At 71.0% G+C, this 26406-nt stretch carries 23 protein-coding genes; 20 read left to right on the top strand and 3 right to left on the bottom strand.

Annotated elements, in window-relative coordinates:
• Nucleotides 1-22: 22 nt before the first annotated feature.
• Entirely contained in the window at nucleotides 23-1459 is a 1437-nt protein-coding gene (gene radA, locus ACO4JP_RS17000) for a DNA repair protein RadA (RefSeq protein ID WP_425955150.1), read from the bottom strand.
• Nucleotides 1460-1554: 95 nt separating this feature from the next.
• On the opposite strand from radA, the gene ACO4JP_RS16995 reads away from it, so the two are divergent.
• The 20 genes from ACO4JP_RS16995 (at nucleotide 1555) to yjfF (ending at nucleotide 24257) form a co-directional block, all read left to right on the top strand.
• Nucleotides 1555-2202: a hypothetical protein gene (locus tag ACO4JP_RS16995; RefSeq protein ID WP_425955149.1), complete on the top strand. Its 648-nt coding sequence runs from the start codon at nucleotides 1555-1557 to the stop codon at nucleotides 2200-2202.
• A 20-nt stretch (nucleotides 2203-2222) separates the two neighbouring features.
• Nucleotides 2223-3047, top strand: a complete 825-nt coding sequence (gene proC / locus ACO4JP_RS16990; protein ID WP_425955148.1) for a pyrroline-5-carboxylate reductase — start codon at nucleotides 2223-2225, stop codon at nucleotides 3045-3047.
• Nucleotides 3048-3057: 10 nt separating this feature from the next.
• Nucleotides 3058-4116 (top strand): LacI family DNA-binding transcriptional regulator, encoded by a 1059-nt coding sequence (locus tag ACO4JP_RS16985; RefSeq protein WP_425955147.1) that lies wholly within the window; start codon nucleotides 3058-3060, stop codon nucleotides 4114-4116.
• Nucleotides 4117-4159: 43 nt separating this feature from the next.
• Nucleotides 4160-5782, top strand: a complete 1623-nt coding sequence (locus tag ACO4JP_RS16980) for a xylulokinase (RefSeq protein WP_425955146.1) — start codon at nucleotides 4160-4162, stop codon at nucleotides 5780-5782.
• 55 nt (nucleotides 5783-5837) lie between these two features.
• Complete coding sequence (locus ACO4JP_RS16975) at nucleotides 5838-6491, top strand: L-ribulose-5-phosphate 4-epimerase (protein WP_425957136.1); 654 nt, start codon at nucleotides 5838-5840, stop codon at nucleotides 6489-6491.
• Nucleotides 6492-6539: 48 nt separating this feature from the next.
• Complete coding sequence (gene araA / locus ACO4JP_RS16970; RefSeq protein ID WP_425955145.1) at nucleotides 6540-8051, top strand: L-arabinose isomerase; 1512 nt, start codon at nucleotides 6540-6542, stop codon at nucleotides 8049-8051.
• A 299-nt stretch (nucleotides 8052-8350) separates the two neighbouring features.
• On the top strand, nucleotides 8351-9523 hold the full coding sequence (chvE, locus tag ACO4JP_RS16965; RefSeq protein ID WP_425955144.1) for a multiple monosaccharide ABC transporter substrate-binding protein: 1173 nt from the start codon (nucleotides 8351-8353) through the stop codon (nucleotides 9521-9523).
• A gap of 84 nt (nucleotides 9524-9607) precedes the next feature.
• Nucleotides 9608-11176: a multiple monosaccharide ABC transporter ATP-binding protein gene (gene mmsA, locus ACO4JP_RS16960; protein WP_425955143.1), complete on the top strand. Its 1569-nt coding sequence runs from the start codon at nucleotides 9608-9610 to the stop codon at nucleotides 11174-11176.
• Nucleotides 11173-12354, top strand: coding sequence for a multiple monosaccharide ABC transporter permease (gene mmsB / locus ACO4JP_RS16955; RefSeq protein ID WP_425955142.1), 1182 nt, complete (start codon nucleotides 11173-11175; stop codon nucleotides 12352-12354). The genes mmsA and mmsB overlap by 4 nt, the downstream gene beginning before the upstream one ends.
• Nucleotides 12355-12541: 187 nt before the next feature.
• Nucleotides 12542-13438, top strand: coding sequence for a carbohydrate ABC transporter permease (locus ACO4JP_RS16950; protein ID WP_425955141.1), 897 nt, complete (start codon nucleotides 12542-12544; stop codon nucleotides 13436-13438).
• The gene (locus ACO4JP_RS16945; protein ID WP_425955140.1) at nucleotides 13435-14301 is read left to right on the top strand and encodes a carbohydrate ABC transporter permease; all 867 of its coding nucleotides are present in this window, start codon (nucleotides 13435-13437) and stop codon (nucleotides 14299-14301) included. Before ACO4JP_RS16950 ends, ACO4JP_RS16945 begins: the two co-directional genes overlap by 4 nt.
• A gap of 58 nt (nucleotides 14302-14359) precedes the next feature.
• Nucleotides 14360-15712 carry an ABC transporter substrate-binding protein gene (locus tag ACO4JP_RS16940; protein ID WP_425955139.1) on the top strand — a complete coding sequence of 451 codons (1353 nt, stop codon included), beginning with the start codon at nucleotides 14360-14362 and terminating at the stop codon, nucleotides 15710-15712.
• A gap of 106 nt (nucleotides 15713-15818) precedes the next feature.
• On the top strand, nucleotides 15819-17336 hold the full coding sequence (locus ACO4JP_RS16935; protein ID WP_425955138.1) for an alpha-N-arabinofuranosidase: 1518 nt from the start codon (nucleotides 15819-15821) through the stop codon (nucleotides 17334-17336).
• Nucleotides 17337-17363: 27 nt separating this feature from the next.
• Nucleotides 17364-18059, top strand: coding sequence for a TetR family transcriptional regulator (locus ACO4JP_RS16930; RefSeq protein ID WP_425955137.1), 696 nt, complete (start codon nucleotides 17364-17366; stop codon nucleotides 18057-18059).
• Complete coding sequence (locus ACO4JP_RS16925; RefSeq protein ID WP_425955136.1) at nucleotides 18049-18813, top strand: ABC transporter ATP-binding protein; 765 nt, start codon at nucleotides 18049-18051, stop codon at nucleotides 18811-18813. The genes ACO4JP_RS16930 and ACO4JP_RS16925 overlap by 11 nt, the downstream gene beginning before the upstream one ends.
• Nucleotides 18810-19532, top strand: a complete 723-nt coding sequence (locus ACO4JP_RS16920; RefSeq protein ID WP_425955135.1) for an ABC transporter permease — start codon at nucleotides 18810-18812, stop codon at nucleotides 19530-19532. The genes ACO4JP_RS16925 and ACO4JP_RS16920 overlap by 4 nt, the downstream gene beginning before the upstream one ends.
• 135 nt (nucleotides 19533-19667) lie before the next feature.
• Entirely contained in the window at nucleotides 19668-20675 is a 1008-nt protein-coding gene (locus ACO4JP_RS16915; RefSeq protein ID WP_425955134.1) for an ABC transporter substrate-binding protein, read from the top strand.
• A 2-nt stretch (nucleotides 20676-20677) separates the two neighbouring features.
• Complete coding sequence (locus tag ACO4JP_RS16910) at nucleotides 20678-22204, top strand: sugar ABC transporter ATP-binding protein (protein ID WP_425955133.1); 1527 nt, start codon at nucleotides 20678-20680, stop codon at nucleotides 22202-22204.
• Entirely contained in the window at nucleotides 22201-23235 is a 1035-nt protein-coding gene (locus ACO4JP_RS16905) for an ABC transporter permease (protein WP_425955132.1), read from the top strand. The genes ACO4JP_RS16910 and ACO4JP_RS16905 overlap by 4 nt, the downstream gene beginning before the upstream one ends.
• Complete coding sequence (yjfF, locus tag ACO4JP_RS16900; protein ID WP_425955131.1) at nucleotides 23235-24257, top strand: galactofuranose ABC transporter, permease protein YjfF; 1023 nt, start codon at nucleotides 23235-23237, stop codon at nucleotides 24255-24257. The genes ACO4JP_RS16905 and yjfF overlap by 1 nt, the downstream gene beginning before the upstream one ends.
• Before the next feature lie 46 nt (nucleotides 24258-24303).
• On the opposite strand, the gene ACO4JP_RS16895 is transcribed toward yjfF, so the two are convergent.
• Both ACO4JP_RS16895 and ACO4JP_RS16890 read right to left on the bottom strand, forming a co-directional pair.
• The gene (locus ACO4JP_RS16895) at nucleotides 24304-24996 is read right to left on the bottom strand and encodes a potassium channel family protein (RefSeq protein ID WP_425955130.1); all 693 of its coding nucleotides are present in this window, start codon (nucleotides 24994-24996) and stop codon (nucleotides 24304-24306) included.
• A gap of 10 nt (nucleotides 24997-25006) precedes the next feature.
• A complete protein-coding gene (locus ACO4JP_RS16890; RefSeq protein ID WP_425955129.1) occupies nucleotides 25007-26392 on the bottom strand; it encodes a TrkH family potassium uptake protein in 1386 nt (461 codons plus the stop codon).
• Between the last annotated feature and the right edge of the window lie 14 nt (nucleotides 26393-26406).

The raw sequence follows: 26406 nt of genomic DNA, 5'->3' as shown, positions 1-26406 counted from the left end.
GGCCGAAGGGGCGCCCGGCGGCTCAACGGGCGGCGTGGCCCAGCGCAACGGCGTCGACCGCCTCGGCGATGTGCGCCGCCTCGACGAGCTCGAGCCCCGCGGCGGCCCTCGCCGTGGTGCCGGCGCGGGTTCCGGGCGGCACGACGGCGCGCACGAAACCCAGCCGCGCGGCCTCCGAGAGGCGCCGGTCGATGCCCGCGACCGGGCGCACGTCGCCGGCGAGCCCGACCTCTCCGAACGCCACGGTGCCAGGCGGCAGCGCGTCTCCCGTCCGAGCCGAGACGATGGCGAGCGCGGCCGCCAGGTCCGCCGCGGGCTCGCCGGCGCGCGCGCCCCCGACGGTCGACAGGTAGACGTCCTGGTCCGCGAGCCGCAGTGACGCGTGCCGGTGCAGCACCGCGAGGATCTGGGCGAGACGCGAGGAGTCCATCCCGTTGGTGGTGCGCCGCGGGTTGGCCAGCGGCGACGGCGCCACGAGCGACTGGATCTCCAGCGCCAGCGGGCGCCGCCCCTCGAGCGTCACCGTCACGCACGAGCCCGGAACCCCGGCGCCGAGGTGGGACAGGAACAGCCCGCTGGGGTCGGTCAGCCCGGTGATCCCCGACTCGGCGAGCTCGAAGCAGCCCACCTCGTCCGTCGGGCCGAACCTGTTCTTCACCGCGCGCACCAGCCGCAGGCGCGAGTGCCGGTCCCCCTCGAACTGGCACACCACGTCCACCAGGTGCTCGAGCGTGCGCGGCCCGGCCACCGTCCCGTCCTTCGTCACGTGCCCCACGAGCAGCACCGGCACCTGCCGCTCCTTGGCGACGGCGATCAGCGCCGCCGCGACCTCCCGCACCTGCGACACGCCGCCCGAGATCCCGTCGACCTCGGCCGACGCGATGGTCTGCACCGAGTCCACGACCAGCAGCTCGGGCGAGGTCGCGTCGACGTGCCCGAGCACCGTCCCCAGGTCCGTCTCGGCCGCGAGCAGCAGCGACGGGGCGAGCGCACCGACGCGCTCGGCGCGCAGCCGGACCTGCCCCGCCGACTCCTCGCCGGTCACGTACAGCACCGTCCGCGACCCGTGCCCGTCGAGCCCGCGCGCGTACTGCGAGGCCACCTCCAGCAGCAGCGTCGACTTGCCCACGCCGGGCTCCCCGGCCATCAGCACGACGGCGCCCGGCACGAGGCCGCCGCCCAGCACCCGGTCGAGCTCGTCCACCCCCGTCGGTGTCGCGCGTGCCGACTCGACGTCGATCTCCGCGATGGGCCGTGCGGCCGACCGCACGGGCGTCACCGCGACGGTCCGCGGGCCCGCGGCCGCGGGGCCGTCCTCGGCGACGCTGCCCCACGCCTGGCACTCGCCGCAGCGGCCCACCCACTTGGCCGTCGCCCACCCGCACTCGGTGCAGCGGTAGGCAGGGCGGGCGTTCTTGGCGGCACCGGACCGGGCGCGGGACGACGTCGGAGAGCTCACGCGGGGCACGGTAGGCCGCACCACCGACACGGGTGCACCGCCGCGGCGTCGCGCGTGCGTAGGCTGCCGCCAGACGACCTGGGGAGGCACCGCCGATGACCGACGAACAGCGCTCACGCAGCCGCGAGTCCGCGCGCGCCGACGCCCGGCCCTCGGCGGCCGTGTACCGGCGCCGCCGCATCGTCGTCGGCTCCGCGGCCGGCGTGCTGGTGCTGGCGATCGCGCTCGTCACCGCGTTCCTCTGGCCCGGGTTCGCCGTCCCCGAACCGCTGCCTACGCCCACGACGACGGTCACCGCCCCGGTGCCGACGCCGACGATCTCGCCCGCCAAGCGCTCCGGCGAGCAGACCGCCCTGACCAAGGCCCTCCCGGACACCGTGCTCGCCTTCGCGCAGCAGACGATCACGAACCTGCCCGCGTGGCAGGACGACCACCAGGCCGTCGAGTCCTGGACCGTCACCTATGCCGACGGCAAGGGCGCGGACGCCACGACGATCACACTCCAGGCCGGCCAGTGGTCCGACGCCGCCGACGCATCGTCGTTCTACACCGCCCAGGTCAAGGCCGCAGGGACCCCGGTCAAGGACGGCGCCGTCGAGGTCGGTGGCAAGGAGGCCGGCCAGTACGCGCTGGTTCCCGGCGAGGCCGGCGCGTCCCTGTGGTGGCGGAACGGGACCGTCGTCATGCACGCGCAGGGCGCTCAGGACGATCTCGAGGCGTTCTACTCAGCATTCCCCCTGTGAACGAAAGTAACGTTTGCACCGTGAACCTCGACAAAGCCCGCCTGGCGGTTCTGGGCACCGGAAACATGGGAGAGGCAGTCCTCGCCGGCGCGCTGCGCGCCGGCCTGGCTCCCGGCAACGTCACCGCCACGGCGCGCCGCCCGGAGCGCGCCTCCGAGCTGACCGAGAAGTACGGCGTCCGCACGACCGCGGACAACGTCGCCGCCGCGCACGACGCCGACGTCGTCGTCCTCGCGGTCAAGCCGAAGGACATGGCCGCGCTGCTCAGCGAGGTCGGCGACGCACTGCGGCCGGAGGCCGTCGTCGTGAGCGTCGCGGCGGGGCTGTCGACCGGGTTCTTCGAGGACCGCCTGCTCGCGCGCCAGCCCGTGGTCCGGGTCATGCCCAACACGCCCGCGGCGATCGGCGCCGGCATGTCGGCGCTCAGCGCCGGCAGCCACGCCTCGCCCGCCGACGTCGAGCTCGTGCTCGCGGTGCTCGCCGGGACCGGGGACGTCGTCGAGGTGCCCGAGTCCTACCAGGCGGCGTTCGGGGCGCTCGCGGGGTCCGGCCCTGCCTACGTCTTCTACGTGCTCGACGCGCTCGCCGAGGCCGGGGTGGCCGTCGGGCTCTCGCGTGCTCTGTCCACGCGGCTGGCCGTGCAGACCCTGCTGGGGTCGGCGCGGCTCATCGACGAGACGGGCGAGCACCCCGCGCTCGCGCGTGAGCGCGTGACGTCCCCGGGCGGCACCACGGTCCAGGCGTTGCGCCGGCTCGACGCCGCCGGTGTGCGCGCCGCGTTCGTGGACGCGGTCGAGGCCGCGCGCGACCGCACCGTGGAGCTCGCCGCCGAGCTGGGCGGCTGACGTGGGCGTCGTGCGTCCGCCCGCAATGTCCGACGTCGCGGCGCGGGCCGGGGTGTCCCACCAGACGGTGTCCCGCGTGCTCAACGACCACCCGAGCGTGCGGCCCGAGACGCGCGAGCGCGTGCTGGCGGCCATCCAGGAGCTCGGCTACCGGCGCAACAGCGCCGCGCGCGCCCTGGTCACGGCGCGCTCCACCACGGTCGGGGTGCTGACCAGCGGCAGCGCGCACTTCGGGCCGGCCATGACCGTGCTCGCGGTCGAGGCAGCGCTGCGGCGCGAGGGCTACTTCGTCTCGACGAGCGCGCTTGCAAGCTATGACAGCGCGTCGGCCGCGGACGCGCTGGAACGGCTCGTGGACCAGGGCGTGGACGGCGTCGTCGCCGTCGCGCCGCTCGACGACGTCGCGGGCGTGGTCGACGACTCCGCGACGCCGTGCCCCGTCGTCGTCGTCGCCGCCCGGCGCGACGTCCCGGACACCGCTCACGCGCAGTACGTCTACGTGGACCAGTACCGCGGCGCCGAGCTCGCGACCGAGCACCTGCTGGACCTCGGGCACGACCACCTCGTCCACCTGGCCGGCCCGGACCGCTGGTTCGACGCTGCGGAACGCATTGCGGGCTTCCTCGCGACCGCCGGCGTCCGAGGCGCCGACGCGCAGGTGGTCGCCGCCCTGGGCTGGTCGGCGCGCCGGGGGTACGAGCTCGGGATGAGTCTGGCGGCCCAGGCCCGCCGGCCTGGCGGCCCCACCGGCTTCTTTGCCGCCAACGACCTCATCGCCATGGGTCTGCTGCGGGCGTTCTGGGAGCAGGGGCTGCGCGTGCCCGACGACGTCTCCGTGGTGGGGTTCGACGACATCGAGGGCAGCGCGTTCCTGGTGCCCGCGCTCACGACGGTGCGCCAGCCGTTCGAGGACGTCGGACGCGCCGCGGTGAGCGCGTTGCTGGACGCGTGGGAGACGGAGGACGAGGACGCGCGGCCGCGCACGGCAGCCGTGTTCGCCCCCGAGCTCGTGGTGCGAGGCAGCACGGCTGGCCGCCCCGGAGGAGCCGCGGCGGAAGCCACACCTTGACACTGTCAAGGCCAGTAGTGATGTTAGCGCTAACATCTTTCCCGTGAACAGGGACCGAGACTCTGACGTGACCCCCCTGCGCGACGCCGTGGTCGCTGGACGCACAACCCTCGGCATCGAGCTCGGGTCCACCAACATCAAGGCCTGCCTCGTCGGGCCGGACCAGACCACGCTCGCCGTGGGCAGCCACACGTGGGAGAACCAGTTCGTCGACCGCGTGTGGACGTACTCGCTCGACGCCGTGCGCGAGGGCCTCCAGAGCGCGTTCGCCGCGCTGGCCGGCGACGTCCAGGAGCGCTACGGCGTGCCGCTCACGACGGTGGGCGGCCTCGGCGTCTCCGCGATGATGCACGGCTACCTCGCCCTCGACGCCGCCGACCGGCTGCTGGTGCCGTTCCGCACCTGGCGCAACACCTCCACCGGCCCGGCCGCCGCCGAGCTGACCGAGGCCCTCGGCTTCAACATCCCGCTCCGCTGGTCGGCCGCCCACCTCTACCAGGCCGTCCTCGACGCCGAGCCGCACGTGCCGCAGGTCGCGTTCCTCACCTCGCTCGCCGGCTACGTGCACTGGCAGCTGACGGGCGAGCGCGTGCTCGGCGTCGGCGACGCCTCGGGCCTGTTCCCGATCGACGCGGAGACGGGCGACTACGACGCCGCGATGCTCGACACGTTCGACGGCCTCGCCGCCGGCCGTGGCTTCACGACGCCGCTGCGCCGCCTGCTGCCGACCGTGCTGCCCGCGGGCGCCGCCGCCGGCCACCTGACCGCCGCGGGCGCCGCGCTGCTCGACCCCACCGGGACGCTCGCCGCGGGCATCCCGCTGTGCCCGCCCGAGGGCGACGCCGGCACCGGCATGGTCGCCACCAACGCCGTCGCGCCGCGCACCGGCAACGTGTCCGCCGGCACCAGCATCTTCTCCATGGTCGTGCTCGAGCGCGCCCTCGCCCACGTGCACGAGGAGATCGACGTCGTCACCACGCCGGCGGGCGACCCGGTCGCGATGGTGCACTGCAACAACGGTTCCTCCGAGCTGGGCGCGTGGGCGGGGCTGCTCGGCGAGTTCGCCCGCGGCATCGGTTCCGACGCGGACCCGAACGCCGTGTTCGCCGCGCTCCTCGGCGCCGCCCTCGAGGGCGAGCCCGACGGCGGTGGCCTGCTGGCCTACAACTACCTCGCGGGCGAGACCATCACGGGCCTCGACGAGGGCCGCCCGATGGTGGTCCGGACCCCCGGGTCGCGCCTCACCCTCGCGAACTTCGCGCGTACGCAGCTCTACAGCGTGTTCGCCACCCTCGCCCTGGGCATGCGGACGCTCGCTCAGGAGGGCGTCGCGATCGACACGCTGCTCGCCCACGGTGGCCTGTTCCGCACCGAGGGCGTCGCGCAGCGCCTGCTGGCCGCCGCCGTGAACGCGCCCGTCGCCGTCGCGAGCACTGCCGGGGAGGGCGGCGCGTGGGGCATCGCCGTCCTGGCCGCCTACACCGTCGCGGTCGCCGACGGCGAGTCCCGCACGCTGGCCGCCTGGCTCGACGAGCAGGTGTTCGCCGACGCGCAGACCGTCGTCGCCCAGCCCGACCCGCGCGACGTCGCGGGCATCGAGGCCTACCTCGAGCGCTACACGGCCGGGCTCGCCATCGTGCACGCCGCCGTCGGCGCGATCCGCTGAGCAAGACCACGAAGGAGAGCACCTAGTGACCGAGACCGCCGCCGTGCCCGAGTCGATGCGGGCCGCCGTCGACGCCGCCAAGGAGCGCGTCGCCGCGCTGCACGCCGAGCTGCCGCGCTGGGAGCTCGTCGTGTGGACCGCCGGCAACGTGTCCGAAAGGGTGGGTGACTTCTTCGTCATCAAGCCGTCGGGCGTCTCCTACGACGACCTCGACGCGGACGCCATCGTCGTCTGCGACCTCGACGGCACCCTCGTCGAGGGCAGCCGCTCGCCGTCGTCGGACACCGCGGCGCACGCGTACGTCTACCGGCACATGGAGCACGTGGGCGGCGTCGTGCACACGCACTCGACCTACGCGGCGGCCTGGGCCGCGCGCGGCGAGGAGATCCCGTGCGTGCTGACGATGATGGCCGACGAGTTCGGCGGGCCCGTCCCCGTCGGGCCGTTCGCGATCATCGGCGACGACTCGATCGGCCGCGGCATCGTCGAGACGCTCTCGGGCCACCGGAGCCCGGCCGTGCTGATGAAGAACCACGGCCCGTTCACCATCGGCCGCGACGCCAAGGCGGCCGTCAAGGCGGCCGTCCTGCTGGAGGAGGTGGCCCGAACGGTCCACATCTCCCGCCAGCTCGGCGAGCCGCAGCCGATCCCGCAGGCCGCGATCGACTCGCTGTACGACCGCTACCAGAACGTCTACGGCCAGCACTGACACGACCCAGCACTTCCGCTGGTCCGACCCATTTCTCGAAGGGGAGACATGAGCAAGCCCTACGCCGACCGTGAGGTCTGGTTCTTCACCGGTAGCCAGGACCTCTACGGCGAGGAGACCCTCCGCCAGGTCGCCGAGCAGTCGCAGGAGGTCGCCCGCGCGCTCGACGCCGCGTCCGAGGTGCCCGCGACGATCGTGTGGAAGCCCGTCCTCAAGGACTCCGCGTCGATCCGCCGCGCGATGCTCGACGCGAACGCCGACGACAAGGTGCTCGGCGTCATCACGTGGATGCACACCTTCAGCCCGGCCAAGATGTGGATCGCCGGCCTCGACGCGCTCCGCAAGCCGCTGCTGCACCTGCACACGCAGGCCAACGTCGAGCTGCCGTGGGACAGCATCGACATGGACTTCATGAACCTCAACCAGGCCGCGCACGGCGACCGGGAGTACGCCTACCTGGCCGCGCGCCTGGGCGTCGCCCGGACCACCGTCGTCGGGCACGTGTCGAACCCCGCCGTGCAGCGCCGGGTGGGCACGTGGATCCGCGGCGCCGCGGGCTGGGCCGCGACGCACGAGCTCAAGCTCGTCCGCTTCGGCGACAACATGCGCAACGTGGCCGTCACCGAGGGAGACAAGACCGAGGCCGAGCTGCGCTTCGGCGTCTCGGTCAACACCTGGGGTGTCAACGACCTGGTCGCCGCGGTCGAGGCCGTGGCCGAGCCCGACGTCGACGCGCTCGTCGCAGAGTACGAGGAGCTGTACGACGTCGTCCCCGAGCTGCGCACGGACGGCGAGCGGCACGAGTCGCTGCGCTACGCCGCGCGCCAGGAGGTCGCTCTCGAGTCGTTCCTCACGAAGGTGGGCGCCAAGGCGTTCACGACCAACTTCGAGGACCTCGGCGACCTGCGCCAGCTGCCCGGCCTCGCCGTGCAGCGGCTCATGGCCAAGGGCTACGGGTTCGGCGCCGAGGGCGACTGGAAGACGGCCGTGCTGGTGCGCGCTGCCAAGGTCATGGGCGAGGGGCTGCCCGGCGGCGCCTCGCTGATGGAGGACTACACCTACGACCTCACGCCCGGCGAGGAGGTCATCCTCGGCGCGCACATGCTGGAGATCTGCCCCTCGCTGACCACCTCGAAGCCGCGCGTCGAGATCCACCCGCTCGGCATCGGCGGCAAGGAGGACCCGGTCCGCATGGTGTTCGACGCCGACACGACCGAGGGCGCCGTCGTCGTCTCGCTGGCCGACATGCGCGACCGGTTCCGCCTCACGGCGAACGTCATCGACGTCGTCCCCCCGACGGCGCCGCTGCCGCACCTGCCGGTGGCGCGCGCGGTGTGGAAGCCGCGCCCGTCGTTCGACATCTCGGCCGAGGCCTGGCTGACCGCCGGCGGGGCGCACCACACCGTCATGTCGACGGCCGCGGGCATCGAGGCGTTCGAGGTCTTCGCGCAGATCGCGCGCGTCGAGCTGCTCGTCATCGACGAGTCCACCACCCGCCGCGGCTTCGCGGACCAGGTGCGCTGGAACGCCGCCTACCACCGCCTGGCGCAGGGTCTCTGAGACCCGGGCGTGCGGGGCGCTCGTCGCCCCGCACGCCCGTCGGCCGAGCGGTCCGCGGGCTCAGGCGCGCGCATCGGCCGGCGCCCCAGGCCGACCGGACGCTCTGGGCGAAGGTCCTCGACGGCGATCGCCAGCCCGGGACCTTCGCCCGTCCCGCTGACATCGTTTGCGACCAGATTTCGTTGCGCGACTGTGACGTGATCAGGGGCCTGCTGGCTTCGTCGCGACCGGATGTGAGCGTTAACATCTTCCGAACCCCGGGGCTAGCCCTGGTTCTCAACGATGAGAAAGGCACTGCAATGAAGCGATCTGCTTCCCGGTTCGTCGCCCTCGCAGCGACTGCCACCCTCGCCCTCAGCCTCGCCGCGTGCGGGGGCTCCGGTGCCGGCGGCGGCACCGGCGCGTCCCCGGCCGCCGGTGGCAAGTCGGCGGCTGCCGACGAGGTCACCGTCGGCGTCGCGATGCCGACCCAGACGTCGGAGCGCTGGATCGCCGACGGCAAGGCCGTCAAGGAGGGCCTCGAGAAGGCCGGCTACAAGGTCGACCTCCAGTACGCGAACGACGACATCCCCACGCAGCAGCAGCAGATCGACCAGATGATCCTCAAGGGTGCCGACATCCTGATCGTCGCCTCGATCGACGGCACCGCGCTGGCCAACCAGCTCCAGGCCGCCGCCGACAAGGACATCCCGATCATCGCGTACGACCGCCTGATCAACGGCACCAAGAACGTCGACTTCTACGTCACGTTCGACAACTACAAGGTCGGCGTGCAGCAGGCCACCTCGCTGCTCCAGGGCCTCGGCGTCCTCGACGCCTCGGGCAAGGACACCGGCGCGAAGGGTCCGTTCACGATCGAGCTCTTCGCCGGCTCGCTCGACGACAACAACGCGCACTTCTTCTTCAAGGGCGCCATGGACACCCTCCAGCCGTTCCTCGACTCGGGCGTCGTGAAGGTCGGCTCGGGCCAGACCAAGATCGAGCAGGCCGCCACCCTGCGCTGGTCGCAGGAGACCGCGCAGAAGCGCATGGAGGACCTGATCACCTCCACGTACGGCGGCGGCTCGGGTCAGCTCGACGGCGTGCTCTCGCCCTACGACGGCATCTCGCGCGGCATCATCACCGCCCTGCAGAACGCCGGCTACGGCGCCACGCAGGCCGACGGCCTCCCCATCGTGACCGGCCAGGACGCCGAGATCGCCTCCGTGAAGCTCATCAACGACGGCGTGCAGTTCTCGACCATCTTCAAGGACACCCGCAAGCTCGCCGCGCAGGCGGTCGACGCCGCCACGGCGTACGCCAAGGGCGGCGAGCCCGAGGCCAACGACACGACGTCGTACAACAACAAGGTGAAGGTCGTCCCGTCCTTCCTGCTGCAGTCCGACGTCGTGGTCAAGGACGGCATCCAGTCGCTCCTCGTCGACTCGGGCTACTGGACGACCGACGAGATCGCCAAGGGTCAGGCTTCCTGATCCGCGCCGCATGATGCAGGGCCCGCCGGGGCGCAGTCCCGGCGGGCCCCGCGTCCGAAGCACCACCACGAAGGGCGGTCGAGCATGTCGAGCACGATCCTCGAGATGCAGGACATCACCAAGAACTTCCCCGGCGTCAAGGTTCTCAAGGACGTCAGCCTCCAGGTCCGCGCGGGCGAGATCCACGCCATCTGCGGCGAGAACGGCGCCGGCAAGTCGACGCTCATGAAGGTCCTGTCGGGCGTCTACCCGCACGGCACCTACGAGGGCAAGATCCTGCTCGACGGCGAGGAGGTGCAGTTCTCCTCGATCAACGACTCCGAGGCCAAGGGCGTCGTGATCATCCACCAGGAGCTGGCACTGGTCCCGTTCCTGTCGGTGGCGGAGAACATCTTCCTCGGCAACGAGCGCGTCAGCCGCGGCCTCATCGACTGGAACCGCGCCAACGCGGACGCCAGCGAGCTGATGGAGCGCGTCGGCCTCAAGGAGAACCCCGTCACGCCGGTGAGCCACCTCGGCGTCGGCAAGCAGCAGCTCGTCGAGATCGCCAAGGCCCTGAGCAAGGACGTGCGCCTGCTCATCCTCGACGAGCCGACAGCGGCGCTCAACGACACCGACTCCGAGCACCTTCTGGACCTGCTGCGCCAGCTCAAGGCGCAGGGGATCACCTGCATCATCATCAGCCACAAGCTGGGCGAGATCGAGGACATCGCCGACTCCACGACCGTCATCCGTGACGGCGCCGTGGTCGAGACGATCGACATGCAGGGTCCCGACGCCTCCCAGGACCGCATCATCCGCGGCATGGTGGGCCGTGACCTCGAGCACCGCTTCCCCGAGCGCACGCCGAGCATCGGCGCCGAGGTCTTCCGCGTCGAGGACTGGACGGTCTACCACCCCACCCAGCAGGGCCGCCTCGTCGTCGACTCCGCGAACCTCGACGTCAAGGCGGGCGAGATCGTCGGTATCGCCGGGCTCATGGGTGCCGGGCGCACCGAGCTGGCGATGTCGGTGTTCGGACGCACCTACGGCCGCGACATCACCGGCCGCGTCTTCGTCCACGGCGAGGAGGTCGCCACCCGCTCGGTCGACGAGGCCATCGGGGCCGGCATCGCCTACGTGTCCGAGGACCGCAAGCGCTACGGCCTCAACCTCATCACCGACATCCGCACCAACATCTCCGCCGCCGGCCTCGGCAAGCTCTCCACGCGAGGGTTCGTCGACGGCAACGAGGAGATCCAGGTGGCCGAGAGCTTCCGCCGGTCGATGAACATCAAGACGCCCACCGTGATGGCCACCGTCGGCAACCTCTCGGGCGGCAACCAGCAGAAGGTCGTGCTGTCCAAGTGGCTGCACACCGCCCCCGAGGTGCTGATCCTCGACGAGCCCACGCGCGGCATCGACGTCGGCGCCAAGTACGAGATCTACACGATCATCAACGAGCTCGCCGCGGCCGGGAAGGCCGTGCTCGTCATCTCCTCCGAGCTGCCCGAGCTGCTCGGCATCTGCGACCGCGTCTACACGCTCGCCTACGGCCGGATCACCGGCCAGCTCCCCGTCTCCGAGGCCACCCAGGAGCGGCTGATGGAGCTCATGACCATCGAACGAGCGGTCGCGAAGACCGCTCGAACCAGCAAGGAGGCAGTCCGATGAGCGCGCTCGCGGACGTGCGGGACCTGTTCACCCGCAACCTGCGTACATCCGGCATCTACATCGCGTTCGTCGCGATCGTGGTGCTGTTCGCCTTCCTGACCCACGGCATGCTGCTGGAGCCGGGCAACATCTCCAACCTGGTGCTGCAGTACTCGTACGTGCTGATCCTGGCCCTGGGCATGATCATCGTGATCGTCGCCGGGCACATCGACCTGTCGGTCGGTTCGGTCGTGGCGCTCACGGGTGCCGTGTCGGCCACCGTGGTCATCAGGGAGGGCGCGCCCTGGTGGGCGGGCCTGCTCGCCGCCCTCGCCGTCGGCCTGCTGGTGGGCGCGTGGCACGGCTTCTGGGTCGCCTACGTCGGCATCCCGGCGTTCATCGTGACCCTTGCGGGCATGCTCCTGTTCCGCGGCCTGACGTGGCGCGTGCTCGACAACATCTCGCTGTCGCCGTTCCCGCCGGCCTACCAGAAGGTTGCCAACGGGTTCATCAACGGCGTGCTCGGCGGCAACGGGTACGACGTGTTCACGCTGGTGATCGCCGGCATCGCCGTCGCAGGGTTCGCGTGGTCGCAGTGGCGGACCCGCGCCGCCCGGCTCGCCTACAAGCAGCCCGTCGAGGCGCTGTCGCTGTTCATCACCAAGCTCGTGCTGGTCGCCGTCGTCGCCATGGCGTTCGCGTGGCAGCTCGCGCACAGCCGTGGCCTGCCCATCGTGCTGATCATCCTGGCCGTGCTGATCCTCACGTACCAGGTGGTCACCACCCGCACGGTGTTCGGCCGCCACGTGTACGCCATCGGCGGCAACCTCGCCGCGGCACAGCTCTCGGGCGTGAAGGTCAAGAAGGTCAACTTCTGGATCTTCGTGAACATGGGCTTGCTGGCCGGTGTGGCCGGTGCGGTGTTCTCCTCGCGCTCCAACGGCGCGCAGCCCGGTGCGGGCAACATGTTCGAGCTCGACGCGATCGCGGCCTGCTTCATCGGTGGCGCCTCGACGACCGGTGGTGTGGGCCGCGTGACGGGCGCCATGGTCGGTGGTCTGGTCATGGCCGTGATGTCCAACGGCATGTCGATCATGGGCGTGGACCAGTCGACGCAGCAGATCGTCAAGGGCCTGGTGCTGCTCCTGGCCGTCGCGTTCGACATCTACAACAAGCGCCGCGCGGGCGCGGTGCGCTGACCGCGCGCCTGACCGCCTGACCGCACGAGAGCCGCTCGGCACCGACCCCCGGTGCCGAGCGGCTCTCTCTCTTTGTCACGGTTCGATATCGGCCGTCACGCACCCCTTGCGCCCGCGTCTCCAACGATGAAGAGTCCGCGTACAACGATGTACATGCAGGCCACGTCGGACTCAAGGAGGAGTCAGTGTGAGGCGACTGCTCTACTCGCAGAAGGCGGCCCCGTACCTGTTCGTGCTGCCGTTCATCCTGACCTGCGGCATCTTCTGGGCCTTCCCGCTCGGCCGGTCGATCATCATGAGCGGGCAGAACATCCTGCCCGGTCAGGTGCAGAACGTCGGCCTCGACAACTATCGGCGCCTGATCGGTGACCGGCTCTTCTGGCTCGCCATGGGCAACTCGCTTCGCTACACCGCGCTGACACTGGCGCTGCTCATCCCGATCCCGCTGGCACTGGCCGTGTTCGTGAACTCGAAGATCGGCTCGCCGCGCATCAAGGCGTTCTTCAAGTCCGCGATGTTCGTGCCGGCCCTGACGAGCGTCGTCGTCGCAGGCATCGTGTTCCGCCTGATGTTCTCCGAGTCGAGCACCGCGCTGATGAACCAGATCATCGGGGCGTTCGGGTTCGAGCCCATCAAGTGGCTCAAGCACGACCTCACCGGCCTCGCCGCGCTGCTCGTGGTCGCCCTCTGGCGGTGGACGGGCGTCAACATGCTCTACTTCATCGCCGGCCTCCAGTCGATCCCGACGGAGTACTACGAGGCCGCGGACATCGACGGCGCCTCGCGCTGGCAGCAGTTCCGCTACGTCACGCTGCCCCAGCTGCGGCCCACCCTCATCTACGTCCTGACGATCTCCGTGTATGGCGGCATGGCGATGTTCCTCGAGAGCTTCATGCTCTACGGCGGCAACAACTCGCCGCAGAACATCGGCCTGACGATCGTCGGCTACCTGTACCGCCAGGGCATCGAGAAGAACGACCTCGGCTACGCCTCGGCCGTCGGCGTCGTCCTCCTCGTGGTCATCCTCGCGATCAACCTCACCCATCTCTCCTTGAGCGGGATGTTCCGGAAGGAGGCCCGATGAGCCGCCGCGCTCCCGCGCTCCGCCGCTCGCGGGCGAGCGTCCGGCCTGCCGCCGTCGGCATGGCGGTCGCCTTCTTTCTCGTCGCTGCGCTGGCCCTGATCCCCTTCTGGGCGATGCTGGTCGGCACGTTCCAGGACGGCGACATGCTGATCCGGTACGGCCTCAACCTGGGCATCGACCTCAGCCAGGCGCACGTGAAGAACTACGTCATGCTCTTCACGGACTCCGGCCCCTACTTCGGCTGGTTCGCGAACTCGCTGGTCCTCACCACCGTCCAGGTGATCGGCACGCTCCTGGTCAGCTCGTTCGTCGCCTACGGGTTCGCGATGTACGAGTTCCGCTTCAAGAGGGCCATGTTCGTCCTCGTCCTGATCCTCCTGACCATCCCGTTCGAGATGCTCATGCTGCCGCTCTACGTGCAGACGAACGCGATGGGCCTGGCGGACAGCTACGCCGCGATCGTCCTGCCGTTCCTCGCCCAGGCGGCAACGATCTTCTTCTTCCGCCAGTACCTGGTGGGCGTGCCGCAGGAGATCCTCGAGGCAGGACGCCTCGACGGCGTGACCGAGTTCGGCATCTTCTTCCGGCTCGTCGTCCCGCTCATGAAGCCTGCGTTCGGGGCCATGGCGATCCTCAACGGCATGGCGAGCTGGAACAACTTCCTGTGGCCGCTGCTCGTGCTGCGCTCACCGGAGAAGTACACGCTCCCCATCGGCCTCAACACGCTGCTCACGCCGTACGGCAACAACTACTCGCTGCTCATCGTCGGCGCCTTCTTCTCGATGTTCCCGATCCTCCTGCTGTTCTTCGCCTTCCAGCGCTTCTTCGTCGAGGGAATGACCGCCGGCTCCGTCAAGGGCTGACACCTCAGCGGGCCACGGAGTCGTGGCCCGCGAACGAGATCAAAGGAGATCCACCCGCATGAAGCTCATCCGATCCCTGGCGGCCATGGCCGCCGTCGGCGCCGTCGCCCTCGCCGGGGGGTGCGCTCAGCCCTCGTCGTCCAGCCAGCCCGACGCCCAGTACTCGTCGACCGTGGACCAGAAGGCCGGCAAGGCCGCCACCACGCTCGAGCTGTGGACGTTCGTGGAGCTGCACGGCAAGTTCTACGAGACGATGGCCGGTCACTGGAACGAGCAGCACCCGGACAAGCAGGTCAAGCTCCACATCAACGTCATGCCGTACGACGACATGCACAACAAGCTCCAGCTCGCCCTCACATCGGGCAGCGGGGTGCCGGACCTGGTGGACATCGAGCTCGGCAAGTTCCCGAACTTCACCAAGGGCACGCCCGCGCTCGAGGACCTCACCAGCTACGCCGACCCGTACAAGGCCGACCTGGTCAAGGCACGCCTCGACCTGTACTCGAAGGACAGCAAGATCTACGGGTTCGACTTCCACGTCGGAACCACGCTGGCCTTCTACAACACCGAGCTGCTCGACGCCGCCGGGATCGACTACACGACGATCAAGACGTGGGACGACTTCAAGGACGCCGGGGCCAAGTACCACCAGGGGACGGGCAAGGACTTCGGCACCACCGACACCTCCGCGATGTGGCAGTCCAACCTGCTGCTCGGGCAGCTGGGCGGGGACTACCTCGACTCCGCGGGCAACGTCACGGTGGACAGCCCGCAGGTGAAGCAGGCCTTCGCGATCCTCAAGGGCATCCAGGACGCCGGCGCGGCGTCCGTGCCGCCGGGCGGCCAGCCCGACACGGAGGAGGCGTACGGCGCGATCAACAAGGGCGACTACGCCGCGATGATCATGCCCGAGTGGTTCATGTCGCGCTTCACCGCCTACATGCCCGACCTCAAGGGCAAGATCGCGATCGCCCCGGCCCCGGTGGTCGACGGCGCCAAGGTGAAGACCGTCGGCGGTGGCGGCACCGGCACGGCCGTGCCGGCCGCCGGCAAGAACAAGGCGCTCGCCGCCGAGTTCATCGCCTACGCGAAGCTGTCGAAGGACGGCAACGAGGAGATCTGGAAGACCCTCGGCTTCGACCCGATGAACACGTCGATGTGGAAGGACGACTCCATCACCAAGGACCCGAGCAACCAGTACGTCCAGTACTTCAAGACGAACCCGTTTGACAGCCTCAACGCCGTCAGCGACTCCATCGGTCTGCTCACGTCGGCGACGAGCCCGAACGCGCCGTCGGTCGGCAACCTGTTCACCACCGAGACGCTGAACAACATGTTCGAGTCCGGTACCCCGGTCGACGACGCCCTCGCACAGGCCGAGTCCGACCTGAAGAACGAGCTCGGCCAGTAGCCCGAGCACAGCCTGCCGGGCCCGGGCACTCACGCCCGGGCCCGGCGGGACCGGGACCGACGTCCCGCAGCCCTCGCTGACCTGCCCATCGCTGAGGAGCTCCTTCATGCTGCCCGTCTCCGTCTCCGTCACCGCCGACCCCGCCTTCGTCGTCGGCCCCGTCCGTCCGCGCACGTTCGGCTCCTTCGTGGAGCACCTCGGGCGCTGCGTCTACACCGGCATCCACGACCCCGGTCACCCGACCGCCGACGCCGACGGCTTCCGCGGGGACGTCGTCGACCTGGTGCGCGAGCTCGGCGTGACCACCGTGCGCTACCCGGGCGGCAACTTCGTCTCGGGCTACCGGTGGGAGGACGGCGTCGGCCCGGTCGACCAGCGACCCCGCCGGCTCGATCTCGCGTGGCACTCGATTGAGCCGAACCTCGTGGGCGTGGACGAGTTCATGCGGTGGTGCGCCAAGGCCGGCGTCGAGCCGATGATGGCGATCAACCTCGGCACACGGGGAGTCGAGGAGGCCCTGGCGCTCCTGGAGTACTGCAACGCCCCCGCGGGGACCGCCTGGGCGGACGCACGCAAGGCCAACGCCGCCGCGGACCCGTACAAGGTCACGATGTGGTGTCTCGGCAACGAGATGGACGGCCCGTGGCAGACGGGCCACAAGACGGCGCTCGAGTACGGCCGGCTGGCCGCCGAGACCGCCCGCGTGATGCGGCAGCTGGACCCGGGCCTCGAGCTCGTGGTGTGCGGGTCGTCGAGCCGGAGCATGCCGACCTTCGGCGCGTGGGAGCACACCGTGCTCACCGAGGCCTACGACCAGGTCGACCTGGTGTCGGCCCACGCCTACTACTACGAGGAGGACGGCGACCTCACGTCGTTCCTCGCGTCGTCGGTCGACATGGACCGGTTCGTCGACGACGTCGCCGCCACGGCGGACGCCGTGCGCGCGGCCGGCAAGCACTCCAAGCGCATCCACATCTCGTTCGACGAGTGGAACGTCTGGTACCAGAGGCGGGCCGAGTCCCGGCTGCCGTCGGGCGACGACTGGCCCGTGGCGCCCGTCCTGCTCGAGGACCGGTACAACGTGGCCGACGCCGTCGTCGTCGGCAACCTGCTCATCTCGCTGCTGCGGCACACCGACCGGGTGCACGCGGCGTCGCTCGCGCAGCTCGTCAACGTGATCGCGCCGATCATGACCGAGCCGGGCGGGCGGGCCTGGCGGCAGACGACGTTCCACCCGTTCGCGCTCACCGCGCGGCACGCCGCGGGCGAGGTGCTCAGGCTCGCGGTCCATGCTCCCCAGCAGGAGACCGAACGGTTCGGCGAGGTGCCGGTGCTCGACGCCGTCGCCACGCACGACCCGGAGACCGGCGACGTCGTGCTGTTCGCCGTCAACCGGTCCCTGACCGAGCCCGTGGCGCTCGACGTCGACCTGCGCGGGTTTCCCGGCCTCCGGGTGGTCGAAGCCGTCACGCTCGCGAACCCGGACCACACGTGGTCCGCGACGGCCGACGACGCCACGTCGGTGCTGCCGCGGCCCAACACGACCGCCGCGGTCGCGGACGGCCGGGCGGCGGCGCAGCTGCCCCCGGTGTCGTGGTCGATGCTCCGCCTCGCGAGGGTGTGAGTGCACTCACGCGGTTGAATGAGGTGCATGGACGCCGAGAGGGGTGCAACGCGGAGGGGGCGGCGGCCCGCCGGGCAGGAGACGCGTGGCCAGATCCTGGCCGCCGCGCGCGACGAGTTCCTCGAGCAGGGGTACGACGGCGCGTCGGTGCGGTCGGTCGCACGCCGTGCCGGCGTCGACCCCGGCACGGTGCGGCACTGGTTCGGGGACAAGGCGCACCTGTTCGCGGCGACGATCGGGCTGTCCGACGTCGACCCCGCTGCGGTCGTGCGCGCCGCCGTCGAGGGGCCGCTCGAGGGCATCGGCGCGCGGGTCGTGCGGCACGTGCTGGACGCCTGGGACGCCGACGACGCCGGGGCCGGCATCCGCATCGCGCTCCCGGTCGCGCTCGCCGACCCGGACCGGCGCGCCCTGCTGCCGCAGTTCCTCGGCGCCGAGGTGCTGGGTCCGATCGCCGCACGGCTCGACCCGGCCACGGCGCGGCTGCGGGCCACCCTCGCGGCGACGCAGATCGTGGGGGTGCTGCTCGCGCGCTACGTCGTCGGGCTCGAGCCGCTCGCGTCGCTGCCGTCGTCGGAGGTCGCGGCCCTCGTGGGGCCTACGCTCGAGCGTTATCTCGTGGGTGACCTCGGGGGCGCGCCGGCCGGGAGCCCGGAAGATCCGCGCGGCGAGCCTGTTGCGGTGGCGGCCTCGCAGGAGCAGAATTCCTCACATGGTGAATAACTTGGCGGACATCGACGCGTCGGCCGTCCGCGTCCGCGGGCTGAGCGTGGTGCGCGGCGGTGTGACGGTCCTCGAGGGCCTCGACCTCGACGTCCCCACCGGTCAGGTCGTGGGTCTGCTCGGCCCGTCCGGCTCCGGCAAGACGACGCTGATGCGCGCCGTCGTCGGCGTGCAGGCGAACGTCACGGGCGAGCTCCAGGTGCTGGGGCTCCCAGCGGGCTCGCCGTCGCTCCGGCGCCGCGTGGGGTACGTGACGCAGGCGGCGTCCGTGTACCCCGACCTCACCGTGACGGAGAACCTCGCGCACTTCGCGGCTCTCGCCGGCCTGCGTGGTGCCACCGCGCGCAGCGCGGTCGCGGAGGCCGTCACCGCCGTCGACCTCGGCGGGCACGAGCGGCAGCAGGTCGTCTCGCTCTCCGGCGGCGAACGCTCGCGCGTCTCGCTCGCCGCGGCGCTGGTGGGCGACCCCGAGCTGATGGTTCTCGACGAGCCGACGGTCGGGCTCGACCCCGTGCTGCGGCGCGACCTGTGGACCATGTTCCACAAGCTCGCCGCCCAGGGCCGCACGCTGCTCGTCTCGAGCCACGTCATGGACGAGGCCACGCGCTGCGACCGCCTGCTGCTGCTGCGCGCGGGGACGCTCGTCGCCGACACCACGCCCGACGCGCTCCTCACCGAGACCGGCGCGCCCGACGCCGAGCGAGCCTTCCTCGCCCTGATCGACCGCGCGAACGCCGCCGGAGGTGCCCGATGAGCCTGACCCTGGCGACGGCGGACCGGGTGCTCGCCCAGCTGCGCCACGACCACCGCACGGTGGCGCTGATCCTCGTGCTGCCGTGCCTCATCGTGGGCCTCGTGGCGTGGATGTTCAACGGCACGCCGGTGCTCGACCAGTTCGGGCCCGTGCTCGTCGGGTTCTTCCCGCTGTTCGTGATGTTCCTGGTCACGAGCGTGACGACCCAGCGCGAGCGGTCGTCAGGCACTCTCGAGCGGCTCATGACCACGCCGATGCGCAAGGGCGACCTCGTGGCCGGCTATGCCATGGCGTTCGGCGGGCTCGCCGTCGTGCAGGCGTTCGTCGTCGTGGGCTTCGCGCTGCTCGTGGGCATGGACGTCGCGGGATCGCTCGGGCTGGTGGTCGTCGTGGCGCTGCTCGACGCCGTCCTCGGCTGCACGCTGGGCCTGGCGGCGTCGGCCGTGGCCCGCACGGAGTTCCAGGCCGTCCAGATGATGCCGCTGGTGATCATCCCGCAGCTCATCACGTGCGGCGTGCTCATGCCGCGCGACGAGATGCCCCAGGTGCTGGAGTGGATCAGCCGCGTGCTGCCGCTGACCTACGCGGTCGAGGCGCTGCAGCAGCTGGCGGCCGGGGCCACGTGGACGGACGTGCGCGGGGCCGTCGGCGTGATCGTGCTGTGGATCGTCGGCGCGGCCCTGCTCGGCGTGCTGACGCTGCGGCGTCGGACCGAGTGACGGCGGGCCGCCGACTGTAACCCGATCGTGACGTGCACCACTTTCGGGGTCGCCATGTGAGCGTTAACATCGCGACATCGCGTCAGCGACCGTTCCGTCGGGCCACATCGAAGTGGCTGGTCTCGAGGAGGAGATATGGCACGCACGCACCACCGCCGTACCGTTCTGACAGCACTCTCGGCCACGGCGCTGCTTGCGCTCGCCGCGTGCGCCTCCGGAAGCTCCGGGAACCCGGGCGGCTCCGGGAGCAGCGGCGGAGGAGGCGACGGGGTCATCACCCTCGGGTTCGCCCAGGTGGGGGCCGAGTCCGGCTGGCGCACCGCCAACACGCAGTCCATCAAGGACACGATCACCAAGGAGAACGGGTTCGACCTGAAGTTCTCCGACGCGCAGCAGAAGCAGGAGAACCAGATCCAGGCGATCCGCTCCTACATCGCGCAGGGCGTCGACGTCATCGCGTTCTCGCCCGTCGTCGAGTCCGGCTGGGACGCCGTGCTGCAGGAGGCCAAGCAGGCGCACATCCCGGTGATCCTCACCGACCGCGCCGTCGACGTCACCGACGACTCGCTCTACGCCTCCTTCATCGGCTCCGACTTCGTCGAGGAGGGCAAGCGCGTCGGCGAGTGGGTCTCCGAGAACCTCGGCACCAAGCCGATCAACGTCGTCCAGCTCGAGGGCACCACGGGCTCCGCGCCCGCGATCGACCGCAAGAAGGGCTTCGAGGAGGCGATCGCCGGCAACAGCAACATCAAGGTGATCGACTCCCAGACCGGCAACTTCACGCGCGCGGAGGGCAAGACGGTCATGGAGGGCTTCCTCCAGGCGCACGACAACATCGACGTGGTGTTCGCGCACAACGACGACATGGGCCTCGGCGCCATCGAGGCCATCGAGGCCGCGGGCCTGACGCCGGGCAAGGACATCAAGATCGTCTCGATCGACGGCGTCAAGGACGGCATGCAGGCTCTCGCGGACGGCAAGATCAGCTACATCGTCGAGTGCAACCCGCTGCTCGGCCCGGACCTGGCGGACATGGCCAAGAAGGTCGTGGCCGGCGAGGCGGTCGACAAGCGCATCGTCACCCACGACGACGCGTTCGACCAGGAGGCCGCCAAGGCCGCGCTCCCGGACCGCAAGTACTGACAATGGCTGAGGCCACCGCCGTCGTCGAGATGCGTGGCATCACCGTGGAGTTCCCCGGGGTGCGCGCTCTCGACGGCGTCGACCTCACCCTGCGTCGCGGGGAGGTGCACGCCCTGCTGGGCGAGAACGGGGCCGGCAAGTCGACCCTGATCAAGACCCTCACGGGCGTGCACCAGCCGACAGCGGGGTTCGTCACCGTCGACGGCGAGCCGGTGGCGTTCGGCGGGCCGGGCGACGCCCAGTCCGCCGGCGTCAGCACGGTGTTCCAGGAGGTCAACCTCTGCGAGAACCTGTCCGTGGCCGAGAACGTGATGCTCGGCCACGAGCTCCGGCGCGCCCGCTCCGTCGACTGGCGGGCCACCCGCCGCCGGGCCCAGGAGCTGCTGGCGCGTCTGGACGTGCACATCGACCCCACGTCGTCGCTCGGCGCGCACTCGCTCGCCGTCCAGCAGCTGGTGGCCATCTGCCGCTCGCTCGTGGTCGAGCCGCGGGTGCTCGTGCTCGACGAGCCGACCTCCAGCCTCGACTCCGAGGAGGTCGAGCGGCTGTTCGGCGTCGTGCGCCGGCTACGCGACGACGGCGTGGCGATCCTGTTCGTCTCGCACTTCCTCGAGCAGGTCTACGCAATCAGCGACCGCATGACGGTGCTGCGCAACGGCCGGCTCGTGGGGGAGTTCCGCACGGTCGAGCTGCCGCGCCGCGAGCTCGTGCACCACATGATCGGGAGGTCGATCGAGGTGCTCGAGCAGATCGAGGAAGCGCCGCGGCCCGACGTCGGCACGTCGGCCGCCGAGCAACCGGTGGTCGAGGCCGTGGCCCTCGGGCGCAAGGGTGCCATCCAGCCCTTCGACCTCGAGGTGCACGCTGGCGAGGTCGTAGGCCTCGCGGGGCTGCTGGGCTCGGGCCGCACCGAGCTCGCGCGGCTGCTGACGGGAGCCGACCGGCCGGACACCGGACGGCTGCGCGTCGACGGCCGGAACGTGCGGTTCGGGACGCCGCGCGCGGCCCTGCGGCGCAAGATCGCGTACTCCTCGGAGGACCGCAAGGCCGAGGGGCTCGTCGGCGACCTCACGGTGCGGGAGAACATCGTGCTCGCGCTCCAGGCCGACCGCGGGTGGGCCCGCCGCCTGCCGGGCCGGCTGGTCGACGAGATCGTCGAGCGGTACGTCGCCACGCTGGGGATCCGCCCCGCCAACCCCGACGCGCTGGTGCGCAACCTGTCGGGCGGCAACCAGCAGAAGGTGCTGCTCGCGCGCTGGCTGGCCACCGCCCCGCGGGTGCTCGTCCTCGACGAGCCCACGCGCGGCATCGACGTCGGCGCCAAGGCGGAGATCCAGCGCCTCGTCGCGGACCTTGCCGCGCACGGCATGGCGGTCGTGTTCATCTCGGCCGAGCTCGAGGAGGTCCTGCGCCTGTCCCACCGCGTCGCCGTGCTGCGGGACCGGGCGAAGGTCGGCGAGCTCGTCAACTCCGACGACGTCGGCATCGACGACGTCGTCGACCTCATCGCGAGCGGGGAGGTCTCGTGAAGGACGTCGTGCGGCACCGCCTGTTCTGGCCCGTGATGGCCCTCGTCGCGCTCCTCGTGGCCAACACCGTGCGCAAACCGAGCTTCCTCGAGGTCAAGGTGCTCGACGGGCACCTGTTCGGAGCGCTGATCAACCTGCTCCGGCAGGGCTCGCCGCTGCTTCTCGTCGCGCTCGGGATGACGCTCGTCATCGCCACGCGCGGCATCGACCTGTCCGTCGGCGCCGTCGTGGCGATCGCCGGGGCCATCGGGCTGACGTTCGTGGCCGGGGCGCCCGACCCGACGGCGGGCGCCACCGTCGCGATCGCCTGCCTGCTCGCGCTGGCGACCTGCGCGGTGCTCGGGGTCTGGAACGGGTTCCTCGTCGCCGTGCTGCGCATCCAGCCGATCATCGCCACCCTCGTGCTGATGACCGCCGGGCGCGGCATCGCCATGCTCATCACCGGCGGGCAGATCACCACCGTCACCAGCCCACCGTTCAAGGCGATCGGCACCGGGTTCTGGGTGGGCCTGCCGATCGCGGTGATCCTCGCCGGCCTCGTGTTCGGGGGCGTCGCGCTCCTGACGCGGCGCACGGCTCTCGGCATGCTCATCGAGTCCGTGGGCGTCAACCCGCCCGCCGCGCGGCTGGCCGGCGTCAGCGCGCGGGGGCTGACGTGGGCGGTCTACGTGGTCAGCGCGGTGTTCTCCGGCCTCGCGGGGCTGATGATCGCCGCGAACACCATGGCGGCCGACGCGAACAACGCCGGCCTGTTCATCGAGCTCGACGCGATCCTCGCCGTCGTCATCGGCGGCACGTCGCTCGCGGGCGGCAAGTTCTCCCTGTCGGGGACGCTCGTGGGCGTCCTCGTCATCCAGACCCTGAGCGTCACCGTAACCATGCTCGGCATCTCGCCGTCGGTGACGCCCCTGTTCAAGGCCGTGGTGGTGATCGCGGTGTGCCTGGCCCAGTCGCCGGCCGTCCGCCGTCGCATCGCGGCCCGACGACGGCGCGTGGCCCCCACGGCCGCGGCAGCCGCGGAGGTGGCCTGATGACCAAGGTCGAGTCGCCCGAGGAGCCGCCGCGCGTGGCGGTTCTCGTGGGCGCTGTCAAGCGGGTGCGGCTCGACCGCCGCTACCTGCCCGTCGTCGGCACGCTCGCCGTGCTGCTGCTCATGCTCGTCGTCGGCGGCGCACGCTACGAGGCGTTCGCCTCACCGCGGGTGCTGTCGAACCTCCTCATCAACAACGCCCACCTCGTGGCGCTGGCCGTCGGGATGACGTTCGTGATCCTCACCGGGGGCATCGACCTGTCCGTCGGTGCGGTGGTGGCGCTGTCCGGGATCGTCGCCGCGGTCGCGTTCCGGGCCGGCCTGCCGGCGCCGGTGGTGATCCCCGCGGTCGTTCTCGTGGGCACGACAATCGGCCTGGTGGTGGGGCTGATGGTGCACGTCTTCGAGGTGCAGCCGTTCGTCGCGTCGCTCGCTGCCATGTTCCTGGCACGCGGTCTGTGCTACGTGATCGCGCCCGAGTCGGTGCCGATCCGCGACGAGTCCTTCGTCGCGTTCACCAACTTCAGCCTCCAGTCCGTGAACGGCTGGCGGATCACTGGCGCCGGGCTCATCGCGCTCGCGACCCTCGCGGTCGCTTTCTGGGTGCTGCACTACACCCGGTTCGGGCGCACGGTCTACGCGATCGGCGGCAGCGAGCAGTCGGCCCTGCTCATGGGTCTCCCGGTGGCGCGGACGAAGGTGCTCGTCTACGTCGTCTCGGGCACGTGCGCGGGCATCGGCGGCCTGCTGTTCGCGATGTTCTCCCGGTCCGGCTACTCGCTGACGGGCGTCGGCATGGAGCTCGACGCGATCGCCGCCGTCGTCATCGGAGGCACGCTGCTGACCGGCGGGACCGGGTTCGTGATCGGCTCGCTGCTCGGCGTGCTCGTGCTGGGGCTGATCCAGACGGCCATCACGTTCGAGGGCACGCTGAGCTCGTGGTGGACGCGCATCGTCATCGGCGCTCTCATGCTCGTGTTCGTGGTGCTGCAACGGGCGCTGGCCGGCCGCCGGCCGACGTAGCCCGTCCCTGACGACGCCGAAAGGAGCTGGCCGCGCGCGCCGGCGGTCAGGGGCGCGCCGCGAAGCGCTCCAGGAGGTCGGCGTGGCCGCCGCAGACGATCAGGTCGGTCGCGTGGACGAGCGTCTCCGGGCTGGCGTACAGGAACTCGTGGCCCGGCGACTTCACGCCGATGACCGTGACGCCGTGGCGCCGGCGGATGTCCGACTGCGCGAGCGTGAAGCCCTGCATCTCCTTGGGCGGGCGCATCTTGACGATCGTGAAGTCGTCCTCGACCTCGATGTAGTCGAGCAGCTTGCCGCTCACGAGGTGCGCGACGCGCGCCCCGGCGTCGGACTCGGGGTAGACGACGTGGTGCGCGCCGATGCGCTGCAGGATGCGCCCGTGCTCGGACGAGACGGCCTTGGCCCAGATCTGCGGCGTGCCGAGGTCCACGAGGTTGGCGGTGACCAGCACCGACGCCTCGAGCGAGCTGCCGATACCCACGACGGCGACGGCGAAGTCCTTCGCGCCGAGCTGCTCGAGCGCCTCGGGGTTGGTCGCGTCCGCCTGCACCAGCGGCAGCCGGCCGGACCACTGCGCGATCCGCGTCTCGTCGCGCTCGACGGCGAGCACGTCCTGGCCCAGCCGGTCGATCGTCTCCGCGATCGCCGAGCCGAACCGGCCCAGGCCGAGCACCAGCACGCCCGCGTCCCGCTCGGGCGCCTTCTTCTCCTTCGCCGGCCTTCGCATGTCCGCCATGGCCACCCCCTCAACCGATGATCGGGCGTTCCTCCGGGAACCTTACGATGCGCCGCCGGTCGCGGAGCGCGAGCGCCGCCGCGAACGTCATGGATCCGGTGCGGCCCACGAACATGAGCACGCACAGCACGTACTTGCCGGCGTCGGGCAGGCCGGGCGTCAGGCCCGTGGACAGCCCGCACGTAGCGAACGCGGAGATCACCTCGAAGAGCACGACGTCGAGCGGCTTGCCGGTGATCTCGAGGAGCAGCATCGAGCCGACCAGCACCGTCGTCGCGCCCAGGAAGACCACGGCGATCGCGACGCGCAGCGTGTCGCGGGGGATGCGCCGGCCGTACGCCTCGATGTCCTTGTCGCCGCGCGCCTCGGCGAGGATCGCGAGCAGCATCACGGCCAACGTCGTCACCTTGATGCCGCCACCGGTCGATGCCGAGCCGCCGCCCACGAACATCAGCGCGTCGGTGACGAGCCACGTGCCCTGGTGCATCGCGCCGACGTCGACCGTGCTGAACCCGGCGGAGCGGGGCATGACGCCCGCGAACAAGGACGCCAGCAGCTTGTCGCCCGTGGGCAGCGGGCCGAAAGTGGCCGGGTTGTCCCACTCGAGCGCCGCCATGAGCAGCCAGCCGAGCACCACCAGCGCCCCGCTCGTCGCGATCGTCAGCTTGGTGTGCAGCGACCAGCGCGTCCACGCGCGGTGCCGCTTGCGGCGCGTGGCGAGGATGTTGAGGATCACCGGGAAGCCGAGGGCGCCGACGAACACGCCGAGGATGATCGGCAGGTCCAGGAGCCAGTCGCCGACGTACGGCGCGAGACCCTCTTGGGTCGGGACGAAGCCGGAGTTGTTGAAGGCGGAGATGCCGAAGAACAGCGCGTGCCACGCCGCCTCGCCCAGCGGCTGGCCGAGGGCCAGGAACCGGGGGAAGAGCAGCGTCGCGACGACCAGCTCGAGCGATGTCGACGTCACGATGACGACCCGCACCAGCGAGCCGACCTCGCCGAGGCGCTCGGTGCGCGTCTCCGACGCCGTGAGCAGGCGCGCCGTGAGGCCGATCCGGCGGGAGACGGCAAGGCCGAGGATCGAGGCGAGCGTCATCACCCCGAAGCCGCCGACCTTGATGGCGACCAGGATCACGACCAGGCCCCACGCGGACCAGTACGTCCCGGTCGGGACGACGGTCAGGCCCGTGACGCACACCGCCGAGATCGCGGTGAACAAGGCGTCGACGAAGGGCACCGACCGGCCGGTCGCCGTCGCCCATGGGGCCAGGAGCAGCAAAGTGAACAGGCCGCAGACGCCGAGGAACACCGTCACGGCCAGCCGGGCGGGGGACTGCCGCGCGGTACGGTCCACGAACTCACGGAACCCGAGCAGGCCGCCCTGCGCGCGCGCCATCCGTGACCTCCTTG

It is taken from the genome of Xylanimonas sp. McL0601, from assembly GCF_049852175.1.
GTDB lineage: Bacteria > Actinomycetota > Actinomycetes > Actinomycetales > Cellulomonadaceae > Xylanimonas.
Note: the sequence above shows the minus strand (reverse complement) of the source record. Positions and strands in the feature narration are given on the sequence as shown.

What these genes read in the sequence shown, in the direction of transcription:
- ACO4JP_RS16995 (WP_425955149.1), top strand. Translation starts at nt 1,555, where the DNA reads ATGACCGACGAACAGCGCTCACGCAGCCGCGAGTCCGCGCGCGCCGAC.
- ACO4JP_RS16975 (WP_425957136.1), top strand. Translation starts at nt 5,838, where the DNA reads ATGCGGGCCGCCGTCGACGCCGCCAAGGAGCGCGTCGCCGCGCTGCAC.
- araA (WP_425955145.1), top strand. Translation starts at nt 6,540, where the DNA reads ATGAGCAAGCCCTACGCCGACCGTGAGGTCTGGTTCTTCACCGGTAGC.
- chvE (WP_425955144.1), top strand. Translation starts at nt 8,351, where the DNA reads ATGAAGCGATCTGCTTCCCGGTTCGTCGCCCTCGCAGCGACTGCCACC.
- mmsA (WP_425955143.1), top strand. Translation starts at nt 9,608, where the DNA reads ATGTCGAGCACGATCCTCGAGATGCAGGACATCACCAAGAACTTCCCC.
- mmsB (WP_425955142.1), top strand. Translation starts at nt 11,173, where the DNA reads ATGAGCGCGCTCGCGGACGTGCGGGACCTGTTCACCCGCAACCTGCGT.
- ACO4JP_RS16945 (WP_425955140.1), top strand. Translation starts at nt 13,435, where the DNA reads ATGAGCCGCCGCGCTCCCGCGCTCCGCCGCTCGCGGGCGAGCGTCCGG.
- ACO4JP_RS16940 (WP_425955139.1), top strand. Translation starts at nt 14,360, where the DNA reads ATGAAGCTCATCCGATCCCTGGCGGCCATGGCCGCCGTCGGCGCCGTC.
- ACO4JP_RS16935 (WP_425955138.1), top strand. Translation starts at nt 15,819, where the DNA reads ATGCTGCCCGTCTCCGTCTCCGTCACCGCCGACCCCGCCTTCGTCGTC.
- ACO4JP_RS16930 (WP_425955137.1), top strand. Translation starts at nt 17,364, where the DNA reads ATGGACGCCGAGAGGGGTGCAACGCGGAGGGGGCGGCGGCCCGCCGGG.
- ACO4JP_RS16925 (WP_425955136.1), top strand. Translation starts at nt 18,049, where the DNA reads ATGGTGAATAACTTGGCGGACATCGACGCGTCGGCCGTCCGCGTCCGC.
- ACO4JP_RS16920 (WP_425955135.1), top strand. Translation starts at nt 18,810, where the DNA reads ATGAGCCTGACCCTGGCGACGGCGGACCGGGTGCTCGCCCAGCTGCGC.
- ACO4JP_RS16915 (WP_425955134.1), top strand. Translation starts at nt 19,668, where the DNA reads ATGGCACGCACGCACCACCGCCGTACCGTTCTGACAGCACTCTCGGCC.
- ACO4JP_RS16910 (WP_425955133.1), top strand. Translation starts at nt 20,678, where the DNA reads ATGGCTGAGGCCACCGCCGTCGTCGAGATGCGTGGCATCACCGTGGAG.
- yjfF (WP_425955131.1), top strand. Translation starts at nt 23,235, where the DNA reads ATGACCAAGGTCGAGTCGCCCGAGGAGCCGCCGCGCGTGGCGGTTCTC.
- ACO4JP_RS16895 (WP_425955130.1), bottom strand. Translation starts at nt 24,996, where the DNA reads ATGGCGGACATGCGAAGGCCGGCGAAGGAGAAGAAGGCGCCCGAGCGG.
- ACO4JP_RS16890 (WP_425955129.1), bottom strand. Translation starts at nt 26,392, where the DNA reads ATGGCGCGCGCGCAGGGCGGCCTGCTCGGGTTCCGTGAGTTCGTGGAC.